At 68.4% G+C, this 16,819-nt stretch carries 17 protein-coding genes; 4 read left to right on the top strand and 13 right to left on the bottom strand.

The annotated features are described in order from the left end of the window. Nucleotides 1-12: 12 nt before the first annotated feature. Nucleotides 13-2,556 carry an FHA domain-containing protein gene (locus tag ACFWBQ_RS37005; protein WP_385508043.1) on the bottom strand — a complete coding sequence of 848 codons (2,544 nt, stop codon included), beginning with the start codon at nt 2,554-2,556 and terminating at the stop codon, nt 13-15. 279 nt (nt 2,557-2,835) lie between these two features. Here ACFWBQ_RS37005 and serB point away from each other — a divergent pair, with 279 nt between their 5' ends. Beyond that, entirely contained in the window at nt 2,836-4,083 is a 1,248-nt protein-coding gene (serB, locus tag ACFWBQ_RS37010) for a phosphoserine phosphatase SerB (RefSeq protein WP_385508046.1), read from the top strand. 78 nt (nt 4,084-4,161) lie between these two features. Here serB and ACFWBQ_RS37015 read toward each other — a convergent pair whose 3' ends face one another. The 4 genes from ACFWBQ_RS37015 to ACFWBQ_RS37030 all read right to left on the bottom strand — a co-directional run bounded on the left by ACFWBQ_RS37015 (nt 4,162) and on the right by ACFWBQ_RS37030 (nt 6,565). Further along, the gene (locus ACFWBQ_RS37015; protein ID WP_385508049.1) at nt 4,162-4,680 is read right to left on the bottom strand and encodes a SixA phosphatase family protein; all 519 of its coding nucleotides are present in this window, start codon (nt 4,678-4,680) and stop codon (nt 4,162-4,164) included. A 108-nt stretch (nt 4,681-4,788) separates the two neighbouring features. Beyond that, nucleotides 4,789-4,995: a hypothetical protein gene (locus ACFWBQ_RS37020; protein ID WP_385508051.1), complete on the bottom strand. Its 207-nt coding sequence runs from the start codon at nt 4,993-4,995 to the stop codon at nt 4,789-4,791. Between the two features lie 143 nt (nt 4,996-5,138). Next, the gene (locus tag ACFWBQ_RS37025) at nt 5,139-5,258 is read right to left on the bottom strand and encodes an SGM_5486 family transporter-associated protein (protein WP_385508055.1); all 120 of its coding nucleotides are present in this window, start codon (nt 5,256-5,258) and stop codon (nt 5,139-5,141) included. Nucleotides 5,259-5,275: 17 nt separating this feature from the next. Next, the gene (locus ACFWBQ_RS37030; RefSeq protein WP_385508058.1) at nt 5,276-6,565 is read right to left on the bottom strand and encodes a CynX/NimT family MFS transporter; all 1,290 of its coding nucleotides are present in this window, start codon (nt 6,563-6,565) and stop codon (nt 5,276-5,278) included. A gap of 129 nt (nt 6,566-6,694) precedes the next feature. Between ACFWBQ_RS37030 and ACFWBQ_RS37035 the strand changes: the two genes are divergently transcribed. Continuing rightward, nucleotides 6,695-7,369: a FadR/GntR family transcriptional regulator gene (locus tag ACFWBQ_RS37035; protein ID WP_385508061.1), complete on the top strand. Its 675-nt coding sequence runs from the start codon at nt 6,695-6,697 to the stop codon at nt 7,367-7,369. 50 nt (nt 7,370-7,419) lie between these two features. On the opposite strand, the gene ACFWBQ_RS37040 is transcribed toward ACFWBQ_RS37035, so the two are convergent. The 8 genes from ACFWBQ_RS37040 to ACFWBQ_RS37075 form a co-directional block, all read right to left on the bottom strand. Continuing rightward, nucleotides 7,420-7,785, bottom strand: coding sequence for a hypothetical protein (locus ACFWBQ_RS37040; protein WP_385508087.1), 366 nt, complete (start codon nt 7,783-7,785; stop codon nt 7,420-7,422). Between the two features lie 151 nt (nt 7,786-7,936). Continuing rightward, the gene (gene fabI, locus ACFWBQ_RS37045; RefSeq protein ID WP_385508063.1) at nt 7,937-8,704 is read right to left on the bottom strand and encodes an enoyl-ACP reductase FabI; all 768 of its coding nucleotides are present in this window, start codon (nt 8,702-8,704) and stop codon (nt 7,937-7,939) included. A 5-nt stretch (nt 8,705-8,709) separates the two neighbouring features. Continuing rightward, nucleotides 8,710-9,429 (bottom strand): 3-oxoacyl-[acyl-carrier-protein] reductase, encoded by a 720-nt coding sequence (fabG, locus tag ACFWBQ_RS37050; RefSeq protein ID WP_385508067.1) that lies wholly within the window; start codon nt 9,427-9,429, stop codon nt 8,710-8,712. Between the two features lie 206 nt (nt 9,430-9,635). Beyond that, on the bottom strand, nt 9,636-9,767 hold the full coding sequence (locus ACFWBQ_RS37055) for a hypothetical protein (protein WP_385508070.1): 132 nt from the start codon (nt 9,765-9,767) through the stop codon (nt 9,636-9,638). A gap of 363 nt (nt 9,768-10,130) precedes the next feature. Further along, nucleotides 10,131-11,417 (bottom strand): McrC family protein, encoded by a 1,287-nt coding sequence (locus tag ACFWBQ_RS37060; protein ID WP_385508071.1) that lies wholly within the window; start codon nt 11,415-11,417, stop codon nt 10,131-10,133. Further along, entirely contained in the window at nt 11,414-13,627 is a 2,214-nt protein-coding gene (locus ACFWBQ_RS37065; RefSeq protein WP_385508074.1) for an McrB family protein, read from the bottom strand. Before ACFWBQ_RS37065 ends, ACFWBQ_RS37060 begins: the two co-directional genes overlap by 4 nt. A gap of 28 nt (nt 13,628-13,655) precedes the next feature. Then, the gene (locus ACFWBQ_RS37070; protein WP_385508075.1) at nt 13,656-14,549 is read right to left on the bottom strand and encodes a helix-turn-helix transcriptional regulator; all 894 of its coding nucleotides are present in this window, start codon (nt 14,547-14,549) and stop codon (nt 13,656-13,658) included. Nucleotides 14,550-15,049: 500 nt separating this feature from the next. Continuing rightward, nucleotides 15,050-15,511 (bottom strand): ATP-binding protein, encoded by a 462-nt coding sequence (locus ACFWBQ_RS37075; RefSeq protein WP_385508078.1) that lies wholly within the window; start codon nt 15,509-15,511, stop codon nt 15,050-15,052. A 171-nt stretch (nt 15,512-15,682) separates the two neighbouring features. Between ACFWBQ_RS37075 and ACFWBQ_RS37080 the strand changes: the two genes are divergently transcribed. Next, nucleotides 15,683-16,552, top strand: a complete 870-nt coding sequence (locus ACFWBQ_RS37080; RefSeq protein ID WP_385508080.1) for a helix-turn-helix domain-containing protein — start codon at nt 15,683-15,685, stop codon at nt 16,550-16,552. Continuing rightward, nucleotides 16,549-16,770 carry a DUF397 domain-containing protein gene (locus ACFWBQ_RS37085; RefSeq protein ID WP_385508083.1) on the top strand — a complete coding sequence of 74 codons (222 nt, stop codon included), beginning with the start codon at nt 16,549-16,551 and terminating at the stop codon, nt 16,768-16,770. The genes ACFWBQ_RS37080 and ACFWBQ_RS37085 overlap by 4 nt, the downstream gene beginning before the upstream one ends. Nucleotides 16,771-16,819 lie beyond the last annotated feature (49 nt).

Consider the following 16,819-nt stretch of genomic DNA (forward strand, 5'->3'; position numbering starts at 1 on the left):
GGCCCGGCGGCGTTACTTGCGCATCACCTCGGGCTCATGGCGGCGCAGCATCCGCGAGACCGCGACGAAGAGGACGACGCTCATGAAGAGCATCACCGCGATGTTGATCCCCCACTGGCCGGCCGCGTGCTCCCAGAGCGGGTCCAGGTCGTTCGGGTTCTCGGGGTCCCACGGCGGCATGAGGTGGGCGAGGTCCAGCGTGGTACCGGCCGCGGCCACGGCCCAGCGCGACGGCATCAGCCAGGCGAACTGCTCCAGGCCCGGAGACCCGTAGACCTGGAAGAGCACGCCGGTGAAGACGACCTGGACGATGGCGAACATGACGAGCAGCGGCATGGTCTTCTCGGCGGTCTTCACCAGCGCGGAGATCATCAGGCCGAACATCATCGAGGTGAAGCCGAGGACGATGATCGACAGGCAGATCTCCACGGCGGGGGGCATGAACAGGCCCTCCTCCGGCAGCTCGCGGGTGGAGAAGCCGATCCCGCAGATGATCACGCCCTGGAAGGCGGTGATCACGCCCAGGACGATCACCTTGGACAGCAGGTAGGCGGAACGGGAGAGACCGGTGGCCCGTTCCCGCTCGTAGATCACCCGTTCCTTGATCAGCTCTCGTACGGAGTTGGCCGCGGCGGCGAAGCACATGCCGACCGCGAGGATCAGCATGATCGTCCCGGCCTTGCCGTTGAAGCGCGAGGGCGGATCGGGCTCCGCCAGGCCGAACTCCGCGGGGATGACCACGCTCACGACGCCGAGCACGGCCGGCAGGAGCACCATCAGGAGCAGGAACCCCTTGTCGGACGCGATGACCGAGACGTACCGGCGCATCAGCGTCCACAGCTGGGCCGCCCAGCCCGAGGGCTTCGGCGGACGCATCTGCTGCGGCGGGGGCATGTGTACGGACTGCGCGGCGACGGCGTCGATGTCCGCGGCGTACATCTGGTAGTGCTGCGAACCGCGCCAGCGGCCCGCCCAGTCGTAGTCGCGGTAGTTCTCGAACGCGGAGAAGACGTCGGCCCAGCTGCTGTAGCCGAAGAAGTTCAGTGCCTCCTCCGGCGGACCGAAGTAGGCGACTGAGCCGCCCGGCGCCATCACCAGGAGCTTGTCGCAGATGGCCAGCTCGGCCACGGAGTGCGTGACGACGAGGACCGTACGGCCGTCGTCGGCGAGTCCGCGCAGCAGCTGCATGACGTCGCGGTCCATGCCCGGGTCGAGGCCCGAGGTCGGCTCGTCCAGGAAGATCAGCGACGGCTTGGTCAGCAGCTCCAGGGCGACCGAGACGCGCTTGCGCTGGCCGCCGGAGAGCGAGGTGATCTTCTTGTCCTTGTGGATGTCGAGCTTGAGCTCGGCGAGGACCTCGTGGATCCGGGCGGTGCGCTCGGCCTCGGTGGTGTCCGCGGGAAAACGCAGCTTGGCCGCGTACCGCAGGGCCCGTGTGACCGTGAGTTCCTTGTGCAGGATGTCGTCCTGCGGGACCAGACCGATGCGCTGACGCAACTCGGCGAACTGCTTGTACAGGTTCCGGTTGTCGTAGAGGACGTCGCCCTGGTTGGCGGGCCGGTAGCCGGTGAGCGCCTTGAGCAGGGTGGACTTGCCGGATCCGGACGGGCCGATGACGGCGATCAGCGACTTCTCTGGAACGCCGAACGAGACGTCCTTGAGGATGTCCTTGCCGCCGTCGACCGTCACCGTGAGGTGGCGGGCCGAGAAGGAGACCTCGCCGGTGTCGACGAACTCTTCCAGCCGGTCCCCGACCAGCCGGAAGGTCGAGTGACCGACACCGACGATGTCGTTCGGGCCGATGAGTGCGGAGCCGGACTTGCTGAGCGGCTGGCCGTTGACGTACGTGCCGTTGTGGGATCCGAGGTCGCGGATCTCGAAGCGGCCGTCGGGCGTCGCACGGAACTCGGCGTGGAGGCGCGAGACCTGGAGGTCGGAGACGACCAGCTCGTTCTCCAGCGCACGGCCGATGCGCATGACCCGGCCGAGGTCCAGCTGGTGGAACGTGGTCGGGCTTCGGTCCCCGTACACCGGCGGGGCCCCCGCGACGCCGCCGGGCCCGCCCGCTCCGGGCGTCGCCCCGAGGCCCTGCTGATGCGGGACCTGCGGCTGCTGCGGCTGCTGCCAGGCGGCCTGGTGCTGTTGCTGCGCGGGGTCGTGCCAGCCGGCCGCACCCTGTGCAGGCTGCTGGGGCTGTACGGGCGCCTGCTGCGCACCCACAGCCTGGCCGCTGTGGACACCGGCGCCCGCGGCAGCGCCGGTCAGGCTCAGCCGCGGTCCGTCCGTGGCGTTGCCCAGGTGCACCGACGAACCCGGGCCGATCTCCATCTGCTGGATCCGCCGGCCCTGCACATAGGTGCCGTTGGTGCTGCCGTGGTCCTCGATGACCCAGCTGCGCCCACCCCAGCTGATCGTGGCATGCCGCCAGGAGACCCTGGCGTCGTCGATCATCAGGTCGCCCTGCGGATCGCGTCCGAGGGTGTACGACCTGGACGGATCGAGCGTCCAGGTCCTTCCATTCAATTCCAGTACGAGTTCCGGCACTCCGCGCCCCACTAGTTGTCCCCCGAGTCACCCCCGTTGCAGGGAGTCTAGGGATGCTGAACATCGTGGGGAACTATTCCAGGAGCAGTCCCTGAACGGAAAGCCGGGCGGGTGAAGACAGCGCGGAGGCCTGTGCAGCGCCTCCGCCGACTCGGGCGATATCGGATCGGAGCGTGGCAACCGGGACGGCCTGCGCCGACGGGACGGCGCGGCCCGGCAGCTCGGGCACACTGTCCGCCACTCGGGACGGGCTTCGGCGGCCGCGCGCCGGACCTATACGGTGGAACCACCATGAGCGCACCTCAGTCTCCCCGGACTCCTGAGCTCCCTGAGTCCCCTCAGGGCACAGACACACCCACTCTTCTCGTCAAAATCTTCGGGAAGGACCGCCCCGGCATCACCGCCGGACTCTTCGACACCCTGGCCGCCTACTCCGTCGACGTCGTGGACATCGAACAGGTGGTCACCCGCGGCCGCATCGTCCTGTGCGCGCTGGTCACCTCGCCGGTCTCGGACGGTACGACGGAGGGCGACCTCCGGGCGACCGTTCACAGCTGGGCGGAGTCGCTGAAGCTGCAGGCCGAGATCATCTCCGGTACGGGCGACAACCGGCCCCGTGGCGACGGCCGTTCCCATGTGACCGTGCTGGGGCACCCGCTGACCGCGGAGTCGACGGCGGCCATAGCGGCCCGGATCACTTCGACCGGCGGAAACATCGACCGGATCTTCCGTCTGGCGAAGTACCCCGTCACCGCGGTGGAGTTCGCGGTGTCCGGCACCGGGACGGAGGAGCTGCGGACCGCGCTGGCAACCGAGGCCGCCGGCATCGGCGTCGACATCGCCGTCGTGTCGGCCGGGCTCCACCGCCGGGCGCAGCGGCTCGTCGTCATGGATGTGGACTCGACGCTCATCCAGGACGAGGTCATCGAGCTCTTCGCGGCCCATGCCGGCTGCGAGGACAGGGTCGCCGAGGTGACCGAGCAGGCGATGCGGGGCGAGCTCGACTTCGAGCAGTCGCTGCACGCACGTGTGGCGCTGCTGGCGGGGCTCGATGTGTCGGTGGTGGAGAAGGTACGGGCCGAGGTCCGGCTGACCCCGGGTGCCCGCACCCTGATCCGTACGCTGAAGCGGCTCGGCTACCAAGTCGGCGTGGTCTCGGGCGGATTCACCCAGGTCACGGACGACCTCAAGGAACGCCTCGGGCTCGACTTCGCCTCCGCCAACACGCTGGAGGTCCTCGACGGCAAGCTCACCGGCCGGGTCGTGGGCGACATCGTGGACCGCGCGGGCAAGGCCCGGCTGCTGCGCAGCTTCGCCGAGCAGGCGGGGGTGCCACTGTCGCAGACGGTGGCGATCGGGGACGGCGCGAACGATCTGGACATGCTGAACACGGCCGGTCTCGGCGTCGCGTTCAACGCCAAGCCGGTCGTCCGCCGGGCGGCGCACACAGCGGTGAACGTCCCGTTCCTGGACACGGTTCTGTATCTGCTCGGTATCACCCGCGAGGAGGTGGAGGCAGCCGACGGTCTCGTCGACTGAGCCCTCCCGACGCCTGCATACGAAGGGGGCCCCGGCACAGCTGATGCGCTGTGCCGGGGCCCCCTTCGTGCGTCCTGCTCAGTCGTTCGGCGTCCAGTACTCGGCGAGTTTGCCCACGCCCTGCTCCAGGCCCTTCCAGGAGCCGGAGAACTCGACCACGGCATAGGCGGCCGTCGGGAAACCGTCCCTGGTCATCCGGGCGAGGGTCTCCCCCTCTGCCTGGCCGCAGAGCGCGTCCGCCGCGCCGTGCATACCGGGGTTGTGGCCGATGACCAGCAGATTCCGCACATCGTCGGGGATCTCGTTGAACAGTGCGATCAGTTCGCCGAGGGAGGCCTCGTACAGCCTCTCCTCGTACACGGTCCTGGGGCGCTGCGGGAACTCGTGGACCGCGAGCTTCCAGGTCTCGCGCGTCCTGGTGGCGGTCGAACACAGAGCCAGATCGAAGACGGTGCCCGAATCGGCGAGCCTGCGGCCGGCGACGGGGGCGTCCTTCCGCCCCCGTTCGGCCAGGGGCCGCTCGTGGTCGGCCGCTTGCGACCATTCCGCCTTTGCGTGCCTGAGAAGGACGATCCTGCGAGGTGTATCGGCGCTCATACACCTCAGCTTCGCACGAAATGTGTGTCCGGGCGCAGGGTGTTGACGTGCTACCCCGTTGAGGGTGAATGACGCCGGGTGACCTGTGCGCTTCCTGTTCGAGGACGGTCAGGCGGCAAGCAGCTCCAGGATGCGCCCGAGCAGTCGTCCGATCGCGGGATCCCCGGTAGCGGCGTGCGCCTCGTCGGGTCCCAGGATCAGCAGGAGGAGGGCGGCGAAGGCGACAGCGGGCAGTGCGACGGCCCACCACGGCAGCCGGACCTCGACGCTGTCCGGGGCCGGGCGGTGGGTCCGGGGGTGCATACGGGCCGACATGTCCGCCTCCGTGGGTCCTCGGCTCTGAATACCTAGAACCTACGGATCACAGGGCGGCGGTCCCATCCGGTGACCCACCCACTCGACCCTGAACCTGGCCCCCTAGGGGACGGGGGGCTAGCACCACCCTCGCGCCACGACCTCTAGGAGGGCGAGGCGATCGTGGCGATGACACCGATGATGGCCCCGATGAGAAGCATCGCCCCGAGGACGAGGAGAAGCTTCTTCTGGCCGTTCTGAGGATTCGGATCGAGCACTGGCATGGGTCCAGTCTCGCATCTCAGCATTCGTCCTCGATCGTCCGGTCCCGCCCCGCCAGTACTCCCGCCACCATCTGCGGCACCATGAGCCCCGCCATCAGGGCGATCGGCAGGCCCCAGCCACCGCTGTGCTGGTAGAGCACGCCGACGAGCAGCGGGCCGGGGATCGAGAGCAGGTAGCCGGTGGACTGGGCGAAGGCGGAGAGCCTGACCACGCCCGCGCCGGTACGCGAGCGCATGCCGATCATCGTGAGCGCGAGCGGGAAGGCACAGTTGGCGATGCCCAGCAGCAGCGCCCAGAGCCAGGCTCCGCCCGCGGGGGCGAGGTAGAGGCCCGCGTAGCCGAGGAGCCCGCAGCCGCCCAGGACGAGGACGATCGGGCCCTGGTTCTTCAGACGGGCGGCGGCCCGGGGGATCACGAAGGCGAGGGGCACGCCCATGGCCATGGTCACGGCGAGCAGGACACCTGCGGTGCCTGCCGGGATCCCCGCGTCGCGGAAGATCTGCGGCATCCAGCCCATGGTGATGTACGCGGCCGTGGCCTGGAGGCCGAAGAAGCAGGCCAGCGCCCAGGAGGTGCGGCTGCGCGTGATCCTGAGGGCGGGGGCCTGCTGCCGGAGGTGTCCGGCGGGCTCTCCGTGGGCGCTGCTGCGGTCCCGTGCGAGCGCGGCCCAGGGCAGGATCGCTGCGGCGGCGAGTGCGGCCCAGACCGCCAGTCCGGTCTTCCAACTGCCGCCCAGCGCGTCGGTCATGGGCACGGTGATGGCTGCCGCGAGCGCGGTACCCAGGGCCAGGGCCATCGAGTAGAGGCCGGTCATGCTGCCGACGCGGTCCGGGAACCAGCGCTTGACAATGACAGGCATCAGGACGTTGCTGACGGCGATGCCCATGAGCGCGAGGGCGCTGGCGGCGAGGAACCCCGCCGTGCTGCCGGCGAAGGGACGGATCAGCAGGCCCGCCGCGATGGCGACCATGCCCGCGCAGACGACGGCGCCCGGTCCGAACCGGCGGGCGAGCCGCGGCGCCATGAAGCCGAAGAGCGCGAAGCAGAGCGGCGGTACGGAGGTGAGCACCCCGGCGACGCTGCCGCTCATGTGCAGCCCGTCCCGCACTTCCTCCAGGAGCGGGCCGAGGCTGGTGATGGCGGGCCGCAGATTGAGGGCGGCGAGGACGAGACCGACGAGGACCAGGCGCAGCAGCCACGGGGCAGGGCCCGGACCCGGGACAGCCGTCCGGGAGGCAGGGGCGCTCGGGGTCGGAGCGCCGCAGCCGGTGGCGGGGCTCAGGGTCCGGGTTTCGTCGTCGGGCATGAGGCCCATCATAGAATCATGGGATGATTGGTTGTCCACTCCGGGTCTCTCCCTCCTGAGAGAATTCGGGCACACGCTCCATCCGGCACGACCAGAACCCCGTTCCACGGACCCCGAGCAAGGAGCACCATGGCGCTGACGTCTCCGCGGCGTTCGGCTCTCGCCGACCAGGTGATTGCCCAGCTGAGGAATCAGATCACTTCGGGCGAGTGGCCCGTGGGCTCACGGATTCCCACCGAGCCCGAGCTGGTCGAGCAGCTGGGGGTCGCCCGCAACACCGTGCGCGAGGCGGTGCGCGCACTGGCGCACAACGGCCTCCTGGACATCCGGCAGGGATCGGGTACGTACGTCGTCGCCACCAGCGAGCTCGCCGGCGTGATGCACCGCCGCTTCGCCGACGCCGACCCGCGCCACATCGCCGAGCTGCGTTCCACGCTGGAGTCCTCGGCAGCCCGACTGGCCGCCGCCCGGCGTACGGAGCGGGATCTGCGCCAGCTGGACGCGCTGATGGCACGGCGCGAGGCGACCTGGGCAGCCGGGGACGCGGAGGCCTTCGTCGCCGCCGACGCGACGCTGCACCTCGCCGTGGTCGCCGCCTCGCACAACGACGTGCTGACCGAGCTCTACGCCGACCTGAACGACCTGCTCCGCGACTATCTGCGCGACGACGTGGGCTCCGAGCTGCGCCCGGAGGAGCACATGGACCACGCACGGCTCGTCGAGGCGATCCGGGCGGGCGACGCCGAAACGGCCGCCGCCGAGGCCGCGAGCCATGCGCTGCACTGCCTGAGGGAGCGGGTCTGAGCCCTCGGGCCCGAGACCCCGAGCCCGAGGCCCTGGGTCCGAGGAGACCCTCAGAGCCTGTGACTGACCCAGGCCGAGCCGACCTCTTTCCAGCACCGGTCCTCGAGGCGCACGGTCCGGCCCGGCTGGACCACGACCGTCTCGCCGTCCGCGTCGATGTCCCACCATCGGCTGCATTCGGTGTGGAGCTGGACGCGATCGGTGGTGGAGTGCGGGTTGTGGCAGTAGGCGACGACACGGGAGCCGTCGACCGACGTACGGCATTCGGCACCCGAGGGTTCCGGAACCGGCGCGAGGGGTGCGGCCGCCCCGGCCCCCGCCCGGTTCGCCGCGTTCACGGCGACGGGGACGAGGAGACCGGCGACGGCAGCCGCGGCGGCCATGAGGGCCCAGGTTCGGCGACGTGTGGAGCGCAACACAGCGATCTCCTCCCCACAGCCTGACCAAAAGTCCGGTTCCCCACATTCTGCGGTGGATCGACCATCTTTTCGACCTGAGACGCACGACGGCCGCGCACCGCTCCCTCGCGAGGGAGTCGGTACGCGGCCGTGAGCGGTTCTCCGGGGCTCAGGCGCCCATCATGTGCACGCCGCCGTCGACGTGGATGATCTCGCCCGTCGTCTTCGGGAAGAAGTCCGAGAGCAGCGCGACGACACCGCGGCCGGCCGGCTCGGGGTCGGCCATGTCCCACTCCAGCGGGGAGCGGTGGTTCCAGACGTCCGCGAGCTCGCCGAAGCCCGGGATGGACTTGGCGGCCATGGAAGCGAGCGGTCCGGCCGAGATCAGGTTGCAGCGGATGCTTTCCTTGCCCAGGTCACGGGCGAGGTAGCGGGAGGTGGCCTCCAGAGCGGCCTTGGCCGGGCCCATCCAGTCGTACTGGGGCCAGGCGAACTGCGCGTCGAAGGTGAGGCCGACGATCGAGCCGCCGTCGCTCATCAGCGGCTTGCAGGCCATGGCGAGCGACTTCAGCGAGAACGCCGAGACGTGCATCGCCGTGGCGACGGACTCGAACGGGGTGTTCAGGAAGTTGCCGCCGAGCGCGTCCTGCGGCGCGAAGCCGATGGAGTGCACGACACCGTCCAGCGAACCGAGCTCGTCCTTGACCAGGCCCGCGAGCCGGTCCAGGTGCTCGTCGTTGGTCACATCCAGCTCGATGACCTTGGCCGGCTTGGGCAGCTTCCTGGCGATGCGCTCGGTCAGGGTCGGCCGGGGGAACGCCGTCAGGATGACCTCGGCGCCCTGCTCCTGGGCCACCTTCGCGGTGTGGAACGCGATGGACGACTCCATCAGCACACCCGTGACGAGGATGCGCTTGCCGTCGAGAATTCCGCTCATGGTGATCAGTGACCCATGCCCAATCCGCCGTCAACGGGAATGACGGCTCCAGTGATGTACGACGCGTCGTCGGACGCGAGGAAGCGCACCGCGGCCGCGATCTCAGCGGGCTGCGCGTAGCGGCCGAGCGGCACCTGGGACACGATGCCCTTGCGCTGCTCATCGGTGAGCGCCTGGGTCATGTCGGTGTCGACAAACCCGGGTGCGACGACGTTGAACGTGATGTTCCGCGAGCCGAGCTCACGGGCCAGCGACCGGGCGAAGCCGACGAGGCCCGCCTTGGACGCGGCGTAGTTGGCCTGTCCCGCCGAGCCGAGGAGACCGACGACGGAGGAGATGAGGACGACGCGGCCCTTCTTGGCGCGCAGCATCGCGCGATTGGCGCGCTTGACGACCCGGAAGGTGCCGGTGAGGTTGGTGTCGATTACCGACGTGAAGTCGTCCTCGGACATCCGCATCAGCAACTGGTCCTTGGTGATACCGGCGTTGGCGACCAGCACCTCCACAGGACCGTGCTTCTCCTCGATCTCCTTGTAGGCCTGCTCCACCTGCTCGGTGTCGGTGATGTCGCACCTGACCGCCAGGCAGCCCGCGTCGGTGAGCGCCTGGGGCGGCTCGCCGGAGCGGTAGGTGATCGCGACCTTGTCGCCGTTGTCGGCGAATGCGCGCGCGATGGCGAGGCCGATGCCCCGGTTTCCTCCAGTGACGAGAACCGAGCGGCTCAACGGATCACCCTTTCCCTAGCGGTCTGGTACATCGAAAACCTATCGGTACCGTGCCGGATAAGGAGAATCGTCCTGTGACAGCGCCGCAGTGCCGCGACTGTCGGGTTCCCACAGTCGCGGCCGCCGCCTCAGTCCGCCGTGCCAGGCGCGAATGCAGCCAGTCCCTGCCTCGCGGGCCGCATCGAGCATCCGATTGCCGTGGGTGATCAAAGAGAATCGATGGCATCGCCGATCGCCAGCGCGCTCGCTACGTGGATGGCGTCCAGGAACCACAGGGAGGCAGGAACGCTGGCAGCCAGATCCCGGACTCCTGCGCTGAGGAAGATCTCAGCGACCATGACGGCGGGGTCCGCGCGAGACGCCGATCAACGGTCGCCCTCCTCCCGTTCGGCGAGAAGAAAGGCAATCGGGCCGGATGCGTCCGCAGGAAGCTCGTACGCGGCCAGGCTGGCAAGTTCGGAGGTGGCGGCTGACTTGAGCCGCATTCCCCTGTGCAACCAGGTCGGAGTACGCGACATGGGCCCGAAGCTCGGGAGGACAAGGGCGATGACTTGTCGTGGCGAGTCGTCTGGACCGCCTCGCCCCTGTCCACGGGCGAAGACGGCACTCGGGTTGTACGAGAACTCACGGACAGAGATCGTACTCACGAGTGGCTCCCTTCAACGTCCACCGCCAAAAGTACCTGCATTCGCGAATTGCACCTACAACGAAGGAGGCACGGGCCCAGAGGCCGGAAGCCACACGCCTGTGGACGGTGCCCCCGTTGCACGAGGGCTCGTGGGCAGCGACTTTGCGAGGGCTACGGCAAGCCGGTCGATACGGCTCCTCAGCTGCTGATGCGGCAAACCCAGATCCAGCACGTGCCGGTGCAGCCTTATCTCACCGCCACTCACCGGCACCCGCACCACATTCGGGTTCCCGCCGGCGTAGACGAGGTGGCCGTCGTCGAGCCCAAGCCGTACGCAATACGCAAGCATCTGGTAGAGGTCATCACGATGAAAGCCACGCTTGTACTTGGCGTCCACCACGATCGCGGGCTTCGATACGCCGGACTCGCCGGGCAGGTAGTGCAACAGGTCGGGCATCAGCAGGTGCCGACGCCCGGCAGTGAGGTAGTGATTGCGGTCTGCAGGCTCCGCCCTACCGCCCACGGCAGTGACCAGTGCCTCACCGAGCGCACGGCCCAGGAAGTCCTCGTAGACCTGCCACATCCGGAACACCATGCCATCAACGGCGACCGTGCGTCCGTTCTCGAACTCGTACGATGCCCCGCGCAGGATGAGCGCGGCCAGAGCGAGCACCGGCTGGTAGCGCTGGTTGAGACGGCTCGGCTGCCACGCCGGCAACGGCGCCCCGGGCCTGTGCGGTGTCACGCCGTCCAACTGAGCAGCGAATCCTTGCAACTCCGCACGAAGGCGGGGCTCCAGGCCCGGTACTCGCAGCAGCCTGCGCACCGCACCGAGCAGCAACCGGTTCTCCGGGATATCGACGGTGTGCTCGTCGTACGTCACCTCCAGCGGCACCATGAGTCCTCGGTGCCTGCTCAGCTGATCGGACGCTCTCAGCCTGCCCCGCAGCACCGGCAGGGTGTCATCGGTCTCCCGGTAGCCGAACAAGGGTCCCGATCGCAGTGCCCTCCGGGTGGCACGGTTGAAGGCGTGCGCCACGGCGGGCAGGAGATCGGCGCGTGCCACCGCGTCGACCTGCTGTTCCTTCCAGACCAGCCGGTCCGGCGCATACCCGAGCAGATACATGAGCCGGTCCACCGAAATCTTCGGGTCGATGGACAGCCGTACCCGGCCGGCACCGCGCCCGAGCCGGACGGCTCCCACCTGGTCCTTGGCCCGCAGCCTGCTCATCCCCGCACGGCCTGCGGCCCGTACGTCGACGAGTTCGGACCGGTCCAACTCCCACGCCTGTTCCGGCGTCAGTGACCACTCGGACCAGGGCCCGCCCTCACGAAGCTGTACGTGCGTCTCATGCGTCATGCGTCGCTGCCCGGCCGACCCGTCTCCTCCTGCTCCCCCGGGTTCAGTCCAAGGTGTTCCCTGATGCCCGGCAGGCCGTACGTTTCCTCGATCTCCGTACCGTCACCCCAGTGGTACTCGGTGAGGAGTGGCAGAACCTGGGTGCGCCAGATCAGGTCCACGGCGCGCGGGCTGCTGTGGGCCATGGACTGCATCAGATACGAGTGCCCGACGCGGAAGTCCCGGTCGGTCGCGGGCCCTTCGGCGATGCGGCGGTTGAGCTCGTCGAGCAGCAGCGCGGCGTCCTGCGGGTGCTCGTTGGCATCGAGCCAGCGACTCAGCAGCCCGGTGAGCGGGGGGACGTCCGGGTGCAGTTCCATGAAGGAGAAGCGGCGGCGCATGGCCGCGTCCATCAGCGCCACGGTCCGGTCGACCGTGTTCATCGTGCCGATGATGTAGAGGTTGGGCGGCAGCCGGAAGCCTCGCCCTTCGTCCGACCCGTAGAGAAGATGCACGAACTCCGTGCGGTACTCCAGCAGGAAGTACATCTCGCCGAAGACCTTGGCGAGATTGCCGCGGTTGATCTCGTCGATGACCAGGACGAAGACCTCGGCGGGACGCTCCTGCGCGGAATCCGCGAGCCTGCGCAGCGGCCCCTGGACCAGGTCGAAGGCAAGGCCGGTCGCAGTGTCGTTGTTCCGCTCGTCGGCCCGGCTGTCGGACGGCTTCTTCTTCGGCAGCCGGGGGCGGAAGCCCTCGAAGAAGTCCTCGTAGGTGTACGCCGGGTGGAACTGCACGAGTCGTACGTTGCTGAGACTGCCGCCCGTCAGATGGCGGGCCAGCGCGAGAGCGGTGAAGGTCTTTCCCGTGCCGGGCGGACCGTGGAAGATCAGCTGCGGTTTACCCCGGAGCAGCTCGACGCACTCCTGCAGCCATTGAGTGCCGTCCAGGAAGAGCCCGTCGGCGAGTTCCTGGGTTACATCGGGAAGCCGGGCCTCGATATCGCGTGGGGGAGCGGCCCTCTCGGGCTCCGGTCCCACGAGCGGCTCAAGACGGGACGCGAAGTGGCTGATGTCGACGATGCGTGCGTCCGCGTCGGCGACTCGGCCTGTCAGCTCACTGGGCAGGTCCCGGACGAAGTCGAGCGGTGCATCGAGGTTCTGCCAGGCGACAGACCGTGTGTAGTGGGCCGCGTCGTCGTTCGGTGCCGAGTAGTCGGCAGGACCCCGCACCACGCCCAGATACGCCTTGGGGCCGTCGGTACACACCACGATGTCCCCCTCCTGTATCCGGGAGAGGAAGATGTGGAGCTCTTCGGCCCGGCGGTCACGCTGGGCGCCGGTCGCTCCGGAGTCGGCGTCGTCGACGGCTTTACGGACCCGCTGCGGGCCTGTGCCCTGCGGGAGGGGCGGCAGCCTGTCGGCAGGCAGTGTTACCACGCCTTCGTCGCGCCAGAGGGTACGGATCAGGCTGGCACCCCGCTGGTCCGTGCCCCGGATGATCCAGACCCGGCGCGGGCGATGCGGAACGCCCTCCTGACCGGGCTCCTCCCCCAGCACGAGCGCGGTGAGCTCCTCGGCTGTCAGGCGACTGTCGGACAGTGCCCGTACGACATCGAGGCTCGACCCGGCCTCGTCGAGCAGCTCGTCCCGTTCGAGGAGCAGCCGCCACGCCTCGGTCTCCGCAGGCAGCAGAGGAAGCCCGACTCCTGCCACGCCGTTTTCCGAGAGGGCAAGATGCCAGCCATCGGGGCGGGTTCCCTGCAAGCAGGCGGCCAGCGCCTCCGCGTCCACGTCGTACTCGCCCGCCAGGTCCTCCAGGCTCACCCACCGCTCATCGGGCAGCGTGGACAGGATCTTGGCGGCGGCGTCGAAGCCGGTCCGCCGGCCGGCCCAGTAGTCGTAGCGGGCGTGCGCCTCCCAGAGGAAAGTCATCCCCTCCGGGTAGTTCCCGAGCGCTTCCAGACCCAGCCCGGTCAGCCGCCAGATGCGGTTGGCGCGGGTCAGCCACCCGGCCTTGCTCAGCGCGGTCGCGGTGTAGCCGAGGTTGGTGTCCACATCGCTCTTCGCCCTGGGACCCCGAGCGGCGATCCAGTCGCCGGTCAGGGCGGGATCGGCCCGGTGGATCAACCGCTTCACTTCACGGAAGGGAAGGCCGTCCGGGAGATGCTCGGCGAGGACGGTCGCTGCCAGACGGACGGCACGGGCGCTGATCTCGAATGCGGTGGGCACAACTTCCTTTCGTGGGGCCGCGCAGTGTTCAGTCGAGGGCGACGGGGGTGGTCGGCTCCACAGCGCCGTTCACGGTGACCAGCAGCAGGTCACCGACGGTCGCGTCGTCCCCGAGTCCCAGTTCCGATACGGGCCGTGACCCTGGAATTTCACGTGCGGCGATCGGCATGAGATGAAGCTCGTTCTTGTCTCCCTGGAACGCGAGCATCACGTAGGTCTCGTCTTCATGGATCTTCGACGACACAGCGCCTAGCCGGTCCGGCAGCACGGCACAGACCACGGTCAGCCGCTGCCGTTGGGCCCGTGGAAAGGCCGAGATCATTTCCAGCAGCCCAGGGGCGGAGAGGGTGCCTTCCAGCAGGCGCGCCACGCCCGCCCGGTCGCCTGACCGCTCGTCCTCCTGCGCGTGCACGAACCGCACGATCGGCAAGCCGTCGTCGAGTACCTGTCGCCAGCGGGGCAGCATGAAGTCGATGTGCAGTGCGTCCTCACGGGTCGCTCCCGCGTCGCCGACAGGCTTACCGAGGCCGGCCAGCCAGGCGTTGATCTCGGCCCAGCGCCAGACGAGTGAGCGCCCGACCGTGCCCTCCGGGTCCGGGAACGCACCGGCGTCCGCTCGTCGCTCGCCGTTCACCCATTGGAGGACGTTCTGCCGACTGCGACCCGACCGCTCGGCGACGTCCGACACGCCCACCAGATCCGGGTCCAGTCGCAGCAGCCGTAGCTGGGGCAGAGCGCTTCTCAGTCGTACGACCAGGCGATGCGCGGCGTCGATGGCACTGTCCCCCGACTCGGACAGATCCAGCAGGTGCTTGTCCCTGTGCTGGGTAAGCAGCCCGTCGAACTCGTCGAAAATAACGCCGACCGCCAGGTCGTCGTCCACGCTGATGCCGTCCACGACGAATAGAAACTCGTACTCCATCTCGCCCTCGTCCCCTTTGGCTGTGCTGTCACATGCCTGCGCGCCAGGGTTCGCCACCCCTGTGAAGGCAGGCTTACCCAGGACCCCTACGTTGTCAAACGACAACGCCCCCACCAGGGGCACGGCGCGGGTCACCTTCCGGGAGCGGGCAGAGCTTCGCGCGCCGCGCTAGGTTGCGTGCCGCGCGCCCCGGGTTCTTCGCAGTGCCCGGGACAGGGATGGTGAGGCAGCCCCCACCGGGGCAGGAGCAGTACAGGCGACCCCAGTGCCCCTCCTTATGCAGAGTCCAGCCGTCAGCTATGAGCCGCTTAAGGACCGTGCGGATCTCTTTGTCCTGGTGATCCGCCGGTGACAACTCTCGCCCGACCATGCACCGTCTCCCCAACGCTCGGCGCCAGCAACACAGTTGAACGCTCAACTCGGCGTAACCGAGACACTACCCCCAGAGACTGACAACCTGCCAAATCGAGCGTCAATACGATAATTGGGCTTGCGTTCGATCAGTTTCGACTTTGCGGGAGCAGACAACGGATCTGCTTGCCTACGGGTGTCAGCGCGACGTCCCAGCCGGGCGCGAGAAGATCCATGAGCGGGAGCCCGCGGCCGGACTCGGCTGCAGGGTCATCAAGTTGCACCCCTGTGCAGTGAGGGAGTCGACGTCGGTCGGGGTCGTGGAGCCGGACCCAGACTCCGGTCGCGGCCGACTCGACCTCGGCGATCAGGGGGACGTAGTCGCCGCAGGCGTGGACGGCGTTGCCGTAGAGCTCCGAGAGGACGAGCTGGGCGGAGTCGACAAGGTCGGGGGCCACCTCTGCCCCGAGGAGGGTCGCCTCGGTGAGGCCGCGGGCCGCGCGGAGGTTGCTCGGGGAGGCGGACACGTGGAGGGCGAAGCCGGTGGGGGTGGGGGTGAGGTAGTGACCCAGGGCGGCGGTGGGGGTGATGCGGGCGAGGGGATGGAGCACGGAGCCTCCTTGCCACTTGGCCGCAACCGATCCGGCTAACGCCTTACGGGGCGACGACGTGGCTCAAGAGTGAACGACGCACATTCGAACTCGCAACGTTGTTACCCGAATTGAGCGATAGTTAGTTTGTTCCCATGGACTTGCTTGCTGACTGAGTGCCAGACTCCAGCCATGCCGAACATGCGCCCTGTACCGACTGTCCGACGGCGTCGCCTCGGGGAAGCCCTGCGTCGCTACCGCAATGAGGCAGGGTTGAGTCTCGACGCCGCAGCGAAGGCGATGGGATGGATCGCGCCCAAGTTGTCGCGCATCGAGAACGCGGTCGGATACATCCGGCCGGCCGAAGTGGCACCCCTGCTCAAGGCATACGCCATGGCGGAGCCAGACGTAATCGCAGCGTTGGAGGACCTGGCCAAGGACGCACGCAAGCAGGGGTGGTGGCAGACGTACAACAGCGTCGTAGCGCCGTCATACGCGGACTACATCTCGTTGGAGTCGGACGCAGCCAGCATCCGCGCCTACGCCCCGTTGGTCGTCCCTGGGCTGTTCCAGACCGCCGCCTATGCCCGCGAGACCATTGCGGCCAACGCGACCACACGCACTGCCCAGGAGGTCGCCGCTCTCGCGGAAGTACGACAGGCCCGCCAAGCGGTACTGACTCGTCCAGACAATCCACTCAAGGTCTGGGCGGTCATCCACGAAGCAGTACTGCACCAGCGCTTCGCTGCGCGTCCGGCAACCATGCGGGAGCAACTACGCCGCCTGCTGGACGTGTCCGAGATGCCGAACGTGACCATCCAGGTCATGCCACTGGCTGCCACACCTCACCCAGGTGGCGCGGGAGGCTTCACCCTGGCCAACTTCCCTGGCCCGATGCCCGATGTCATCACACTGGAGAACCTCACCGGCGCGACCTACGTGGAGGGAGTGGACGAGGTCCGAATCTTTGCCGATGCCTTCGAACGGATTGTCGCTGCGGCGCTTTCGATGGACGATACGTTGGCACTGATCGGACAAATGGAAGAGAGAAGCCGCGAGTGAAGGACCGCAAGACGCAGCTGTACAGCATGGATCTCACCGAGGTCATATGGCGCAAGTCGTCGGCCAGCGCGGGCGAGCATGAGTGCGTCGAAGTCGCCGAACTTCCTGACGGCGGTCGGGCCGTTCGTGACTCGAAGAACCCCGGCCGGGCACCCCTGTGCTTCACGGCCTCGGAGTGGGCAGCGTTCCGGACTGGCGTGATCGCGAACGAGCTCTGACGGTCCGCGTAAAGGAGTGGCCGCCTGTCCTGGGATCCCAGGACAGGCG

The organism is Streptomyces sp. NPDC060035, from assembly GCF_042736635.1.
In the GTDB taxonomy this organism is placed as follows: Bacteria; Actinomycetota; Actinomycetes; order Streptomycetales; family Streptomycetaceae; genus Streptomyces.

Excerpts from the sequence above, each read along its gene's own strand:
- serB (WP_385508046.1), top strand. The coding sequence starts at position 2,836 with ATGAGCGCACCTCAGTCTCCCCGGACTCCTGAGCTCCCTGAGTCCCCT.
- ACFWBQ_RS37015 (WP_385508049.1), bottom strand. The coding sequence starts at position 4,680 with ATGAGCGCCGATACACCTCGCAGGATCGTCCTTCTCAGGCACGCAAAG.
- ACFWBQ_RS37020 (WP_385508051.1), bottom strand. The coding sequence starts at position 4,995 with ATGTCGGCCCGTATGCACCCCCGGACCCACCGCCCGGCCCCGGACAGC.
- ACFWBQ_RS37025 (WP_385508055.1), bottom strand. The coding sequence starts at position 5,258 with ATGCCAGTGCTCGATCCGAATCCTCAGAACGGCCAGAAGAAGCTTCTC.
- ACFWBQ_RS37030 (WP_385508058.1), bottom strand. The coding sequence starts at position 6,565 with ATGCCCGACGACGAAACCCGGACCCTGAGCCCCGCCACCGGCTGCGGC.
- ACFWBQ_RS37035 (WP_385508061.1), top strand. The coding sequence starts at position 6,695 with ATGGCGCTGACGTCTCCGCGGCGTTCGGCTCTCGCCGACCAGGTGATT.
- fabI (WP_385508063.1), bottom strand. The coding sequence starts at position 8,704 with ATGAGCGGAATTCTCGACGGCAAGCGCATCCTCGTCACGGGTGTGCTG.
- ACFWBQ_RS37055 (WP_385508070.1), bottom strand. The coding sequence starts at position 9,767 with ATGGTCGCTGAGATCTTCCTCAGCGCAGGAGTCCGGGATCTGGCTGCC.
- ACFWBQ_RS37060 (WP_385508071.1), bottom strand. The coding sequence starts at position 11,417 with ATGACGCATGAGACGCACGTACAGCTTCGTGAGGGCGGGCCCTGGTCC.
- ACFWBQ_RS37070 (WP_385508075.1), bottom strand. The coding sequence starts at position 14,549 with ATGGAGTACGAGTTTCTATTCGTCGTGGACGGCATCAGCGTGGACGAC.
- ACFWBQ_RS37080 (WP_385508080.1), top strand. The coding sequence starts at position 15,683 with ATGCCGAACATGCGCCCTGTACCGACTGTCCGACGGCGTCGCCTCGGG.